Source organism: Streptomyces sp. NPDC055078 (assembly GCF_053607985.1).
In genome coordinates this window covers 1-5,839 of the sequence record NZ_JBSGUP010000525.1, presented here as the reverse complement: position 1 = coordinate 5,839, position 5,839 = coordinate 1, and the positions used below count along the sequence as shown (strand labels likewise).

Below are 5,839 nucleotides of genomic sequence, written 5' to 3'. Positions count from 1 at the left end.
GCACGGCACCGCGCGGGCCCGTCGCCCGGTGCCGGGCGGCCGGTCAGCCGCCGGTCACTTCCGAGCGGTCGCCGCCCCACAGCGTGTGGAACGACCCCTCACGATCGGTCCGCCGATAGGTGTGCGCGCCGAAGAAGTCCCGCTGCCCCTGGGTGAGCGCCGCGGGCAGCCGCTCGGCGCGCAGGGCGTCGTAGTACGCGAGCGCCGCGGCGAACCCCGGCGCCGGGACGCCCTGCCTGGCGGCGGTCGCGACGACTTCGCGCCAGTCGTCCTGCGCCGCCCCGATCTCCGCCGCGAAGTGCTGGTCCGACAGCAGACTCGGCAGCTCGGGCCGCGCGTCGTAGGCGCCGCGGATCCGGTCCAGGAAGGCCGCCCTGATGATGCAGCCGGCCCGCCAGACCGCCGCCACCGAACCGAGGTCGATGCCCCAGTCGTAGGTCTCGCTGCCCGCCCGGATCTGGTGGAAGCCCTGGGTGTACGAAACGATCTTGGAGGCGTACAGGGCCTGCTCGACCCGCTCGGCGAACCGCGCCGCCGCGGGCTCGTCGAGTACCTGCGGCACCGGCCCCGGCAGCCCGCGCGAGGCGTCGCGCAGCTCCCCGTGGCCGGAGACCGAACGGGCGAAGACGGCCTCCGCGATACCGGAGACCGGCACCCCCAGATCGAGCGCGATCTGCACGGTCCACCGGCCGGTGCCCTTCTGCTCCGCCTGGTCCAGGACCACGTCGACAAAGGGCTTCCCGGTCGCCGCGTCCGTATGGGCCAGCACCTCCGCCGTGATCCCGATCAGATACGAGTCGAGCCGGCCGGTGTTCCAGGTGCGGAATGTTTCCGCGATCTTCGCGGGGGAGTAGCCCCCGACCGAGCGCAACAGGTGGTACGCCTCGGCGATCAGCTGCATATCGGCGTACTCGATGCCGTTGTGCACCATTTTCACGAAGTGACCCGCGCCGTCCGGCCCGATATGCGCCACGGTCGGCGCACCGTCGGGTGCCTTCGCCGCGATCTTCTCCAGCAGCGGTCCGAGCGAGGCGTACGACTCGGCCGAGCCGCCCGGCATGATGCTGGGTCCGAGCAGCGCGCCCTCCTCGCCGCCCGAGATCCCCGCGCCCACGAAGTGGATACCGTGCTCACGCAACTCCCGCTCCCGGCGGCGGGTGTCGGCGAAATGGGCGTTGCCGCCGTCGATGATGACATCGCCCGCCTCCAGCAGCGGTACGAACTCCTGGATCACGGCATCCGTCGGCTCACCCGCCTTGACCATGATCACCAGACGGCGGGGGCGCTCCAGCGCCGCGACGAAGTCCTCGGCGGACTCGGCCGCCACGAACGTGCCCTCATCGCCGAACTCCTCGACCAGCTCCCGCGTCCGGGCCGTCGTCCGGTTGTGCACGGCGACCGTGAAGCCGTTGCGGGCGAAGTTCCGGGCGAGGTTACGGCCCATGACCGCGAGCCCCGTCACCCCGATCCGGGCTGTTCCACTCATGATCTGTGCTCCTGGCTGTCCGTCGGATGATCCATGTCCGCTCCAGACATACCACCCGTTGATCCGGTCCGGACATACCACCCGCTGATCCGGTCCGGCCCGGCCGTACACGCTTCTTCGAACCGTCCGGGGCCCCCTGCCGGTGCCCGGATCAAGGCCGGCGTGCTGCCTCGCGCTCGCCGGAGCGGGTTACGTCGCGCTCGCCGGACCGGTGGGGCCGGGCGGCAGGTCCCGGGCCCGCCAGCCCCACGGCGAGAGCCACGGCAGCGAGCCCGGCGGCGCTCCACAGAAGGGGGGTGACGCCGGTCGATTCCACGACGGTCCCGCCGAGGAAGGCGCCCAGGGCGATGGCGGCGGTGAAGACACCCACATAGATTCCGGTCACCTGCTCGACGCGGTGTGGTGCGGACTGGGTCATCCAGATCTGCCCGGCCACCGACAGTCCGCCGTACGCCTGGCCCCACAGGGCAACGCCGGCTCCGGTGACACCGGCCGTCGTGCTGAAGAGCGCGAGCAGCGCGATCGCCGAGCCGATACCGGCCGCCAGGACCAGCACCGTCGCGCGGGCGCGGCGCGCGGCCAGGGCGCCGGCGGCGAAGTTGCCGGCCAGGCCGAAGGCGCCGTAGACCAGCAGGACCAGGGCGATGGCCCCCGGTGTCAGGCCGGTGCGCTCTTCGAGGACGGGCCGCACATAGGTGTAGGCGGCGAAGTGGGCGGTGACGAGGAACAGGATCAGTACCAGACCTACGGTCACCGGGGTGGTGCGCGGCAGCGGCTCGCGGCCGGTTCGGTTGTCCGCGCCGGCCGGTGGGGCCGGGCGGGGGAGACGGGGCAGCGCCAGCAGGAGTCCGGCGGTGAGGAGCACCGCGGCGGCGGACAGCGCGGCGAACGTGGCACGCCAGCCGAAGGCGTTGCCGATGAGTGTGCCCAGGGGTACGCCCGCGACGGAGGCGGCGCCGACCCCGCCGACGGCGGCGGACACGGCGAGCGCGGCGTGGCGGGGGGCGACCAGCCGGGGTGCGACCGCGGCAGCCAGGCCCCACACCGCCCCCATCCCGATCCCCAGGACCGCCCGGGAGACGACCAGCAGGCCGAAGCCGTCCGCCACGGCGGTCAGCGCGTTACCGGCGGCCAGCACCACCATCGCCCCGGCCAGCACCAGTCGCCGGTCGAGCGCACCCAGCAGTCGGGGTACCGCGGGGGCGGTGACAGCGGTCACCAGGCCGGTGATCGTCAGGCTGTACCCCGCCGTACCCGGGGTGATCCGCAGGCTGTCGGCCATCGGGGTCAGCACCCCGACCGGCAGCATCTCTGACGTCACGACCACGAACGTGCTCAACGACAGCACCACGACCGCCACCCATTGCCACGGTGTGGTGCGGGCCGAATCAGGGTCGGCCTTCTGAACCGCTGCGTACGAAACCATGGCACCAAGCAATCAGCGTGCCGGGGCCGGAACAACAGCGATCTTCTCAAGGATCGATCAGCTAGGGTAATCGATCGGGGCTGCCGGAAGGGATGCGGTGAGCGGTGCGGTGAGCGGTGCGGTGAACCAGGTCCATGTCCAGGAGATCGAGTGCCTGCTCGTGCTGGCCGAGGAGTTGCACTTCGGCCGGACGGCCAGGCGCCTTGGCTTGTCCCAGGGCCGGGTCAGCCAGCTCGTCGCCGCCCTCGAACGCCGGGTCGGCGTTCGGCTCGTCGACCGCACCAGCCGGAGCGTGGCGCTCAGCCGGTTCGGCGCGCAGTTCGTCGACGAGGTGCGCCCGGCGTACGAGACACTGGCCACGGTGATCACCCAGGCGCGCGAGCGCGCCCGCAGCGGCAGTCTGTGCCAGTTGCGCATCGGCTTCCACGGCAGTGTCTACGAAGAGGTCACCGAGGCGTTCCGCCGGCTTCGCGCCCATCACGAGGTCACGATGACGCTGAGCGAGATCCCGCTGGGCTCGCCCTTCTCGGCTGTGCTCGACGGCAGTCTCGACGCCGTGGTGGTCGAGCTGCCCGTCCGCGAGACCGCACTGACCACCGGGTTCCGCTTCCCTCCGCAGGACCGGCTGCTCGCCGTCGCGTCCTCCCACCCCATGGCCGCCGCCGACCGGGTGCACGTCGAGGAACTGGCGGGTCTTGACCTCCTCCACCCCATGGGAGACGCCCCCGACTACTGGATGGCCGCCCGCGTACCGCGCTCCACACCCGCCGGCGCACCCATCCGCTCCACCATGGGGATGACCACCGTTCAGGAGGGCCTCGCGCTCGTCGCCTCCGGCGGGGGCGCCATGCTGGTCTGCCGTCCGCTGACCGAGCGTGCCACCCGGGGCGATGTGCGCTATCTCGAAATCGACGGCCTCGAAGAACCGTCGCAGCTGGGCCTGATCTGGCGCACCGACCGCGCCAACCGGCAACTGGCCGCGCTCGCCCAGCTCCTGCACCAGGAGTTCGCCCGGGCCCGGACCCCGGAGCCGCTTCACCCGTGACCGGGCAGGGGCGCGCGGTGCTCGTGCCCGGGGGCGCACCCCGTCCTGCCAGGTCATAGCCGATACGGCGCGCATCGGTCCAGGTCAGCGAAGTGCTCCCGGTGAGCCCTTGTCAGAGTCCAGTGGGAATGCTTAGGTTGACCGCTTGACGTGACCTTTCTGTGATCTGTCGTACTGCTCTGTGGGGGAGTGTCATCATGGCCGCAACCGGTAGGCATCGCCGACAGCAACCGAGCCGCATCAACCGCGCCTCGCTCACCGTCACCGCGGGCGGCGCCGGTATGGCGCTGCCCTTCATCGGCGCGGGCAACGCCCACGCGGCGTCCGTGGATGTCTGGGAGAAGGTCGCGGCCTGTGAGTCGACCAAGCAATGGAAGATCAACACAGGTAATGGCTACTTCGGCGGGCTCCAGTTCACCCAGTCGACCTGGGAGGCGTACGGCGGCCGGGAGTACGCGCCGCGCGCGGACCTCGCCAGCAAGGACCAGCAGATCGCGGTCGCCGAGCGGGTGCTGAAGGGGCAGGGGCCCGGAGCCTGGCCGAACTGCTCGGTACGCGCCGGTCTCGCGCGTGGCGGGGACGCCCCCGACGTCTCGCCCGAGCGCCGAGCGGCCCCCGAGCGCGGCGAGCGCGCCAAGCAGCAGGGCGACCGCGGGATCCAGCCGCGCGCGAGCACCCAGCCGAAGCCGAAGACGGATCCCCGGCCGAGGACGGACCCGCAACCGAAGGCGACGCCGACCACGGTGCCCACCCAGCGCGAGGGCTACACCGTGGCGCACGGGGACTCGCTCTCCGGGATCGCACGTGCCGAGGAGGTCCCGGGTGGCTGGCAGCGGCTGTACGCCCAGAACCGGACGACGGTGGGACCCGACCCCGATCTGATCCATCCGGGCCAGAAGCTGTTGCTGCGGATGACGGCCCCCGTGAAGCGCCCGGCGGAACAGAAGCAGGGAGGTGCCGAGCAGAAGCGGGGAACCGGCGAGCGCGAGTCCGCCAGGCAGCCGGCTCCTCAGCAGGCCCCCAAGAAGCAGTCCGCGAAGCAGCACGCCCCCAAGCAGCAGGCGCCGAAGAAACAGGCGCCGAAGAAGCGCGCTCCCGAGGCGGACAAGGCGGATAAGGCTGCCAAGGCCGACAAACAAGAGGCCAAGCAGGTGCGCACCGCCAGGCCCGCCCGCGCCTCGGGCCTGAGCGCCCCCGTCGACGCGCGCACCGGCACCCCGTACCGCAAAGCGGGCTCCGCCTGGTCCAGCGGCTATCACACCGGGGTGGACTTCCCCGTCCCCACGGGCACATCGGTGAAGGCGGTCGCATCAGGCCGCGTCGTATCGGCGGGATGGGCCGGGTCGTACGGATATCAGGTGGTGATCCGCCACTCGGACGGCAAGTACAGCCAGTACGCGCATCTCTCGGCGCTCACGGTGCGCTCCGGCCAGGCTGTCGCGAGCGGCCAGCGGATCGCCCGCTCGGGGTCCACCGGCAACAGCTCAGGACCGCATCTCCATTTCGAGGTCCGGACAGCCCCGGGGTACGGAGCCGACATCGACCCCCTGGCCTATCTCCGGGCGGGTGGTGTCTCGCTCTGACAGCGTCGACCGGATCCCGGGCGGCAGGATCTCCGGCCGCCTGGGCCGCGAGGACCGGGGGTCGGGCGTCAGCGGGGCGGTGTTCCGGGGCTCCGGGGAGCGAGGCTCCGAGAGCCGGGGATCCGGAGCCGGCGGCGCGGTGGACCGGGCATCCGGCGGACTCGGAATCGCGGGCAGGGCCGAGGGCAGGGATTCCGTGGACCGGGGCTCCCCGGTCCCGCGCCCCGGCGACGGCCGGTGCCGCGTCGTCGGCCCGGACTCCCTGAGCGACCCGGCCTCCCGGAGCGAGGAGGACTCCC

The 5,839-nt window shown here is 72.1% G+C and carries 4 protein-coding genes and 1 pseudogene; 3 read left to right on the top strand and 2 right to left on the bottom strand.

Translation table 11 applies throughout. The annotated features are described in order from the left end of the window. Window positions 1-43: 43 nt before the first annotated feature. Window positions 44-1,486: an NADP-dependent phosphogluconate dehydrogenase gene (gndA, locus tag ACWF94_RS31075; RefSeq protein WP_453495934.1), complete on the bottom strand. Its 1,443-nt coding sequence runs from the start codon at window positions 1,484-1,486 to the stop codon at window positions 44-46. Between the two features lie 151 nt (window positions 1,487-1,637). Next, the gene (locus ACWF94_RS31070) at window positions 1,638-2,912 is read right to left on the bottom strand and encodes an MFS transporter (RefSeq protein WP_453495931.1); all 1,275 of its coding nucleotides are present in this window, start codon (window positions 2,910-2,912) and stop codon (window positions 1,638-1,640) included. Between the two features lie 97 nt (window positions 2,913-3,009). On the opposite strand from ACWF94_RS31070, the gene ACWF94_RS31065 reads away from it, so the two are divergent. The 3 genes and pseudogenes from ACWF94_RS31065 to ACWF94_RS31055 all read left to right on the top strand — a co-directional run. Further along, window positions 3,010-3,957 (top strand): LysR family transcriptional regulator, encoded by a 948-nt coding sequence (locus ACWF94_RS31065; protein ID WP_453495928.1) that lies wholly within the window; start codon window positions 3,010-3,012, stop codon window positions 3,955-3,957. Between the two features lie 197 nt (window positions 3,958-4,154). Further along, entirely contained in the window at window positions 4,155-5,540 is a 1,386-nt protein-coding gene (locus tag ACWF94_RS31060) for a transglycosylase family protein (protein ID WP_453495925.1), read from the top strand. Then, window positions 5,524-5,839, top strand: a pseudogene (locus ACWF94_RS31055) (hypothetical protein); the annotation flags it as partial. The gene ACWF94_RS31060 and the pseudogene ACWF94_RS31055, both read left to right, overlap by 17 nt.

Excerpts from the sequence above, each read along its gene's own strand:
- gndA (WP_453495934.1), bottom strand. The coding sequence starts at position 1,486 with ATGAGTGGAACAGCCCGGATCGGGGTGACGGGGCTCGCGGTCATGGGC.
- ACWF94_RS31060 (WP_453495925.1), top strand. The coding sequence starts at position 4,155 with ATGGCCGCAACCGGTAGGCATCGCCGACAGCAACCGAGCCGCATCAAC.
- ACWF94_RS31070 (WP_453495931.1), bottom strand. The coding sequence starts at position 2,912 with ATGGTTTCGTACGCAGCGGTTCAGAAGGCCGACCCTGATTCGGCCCGC.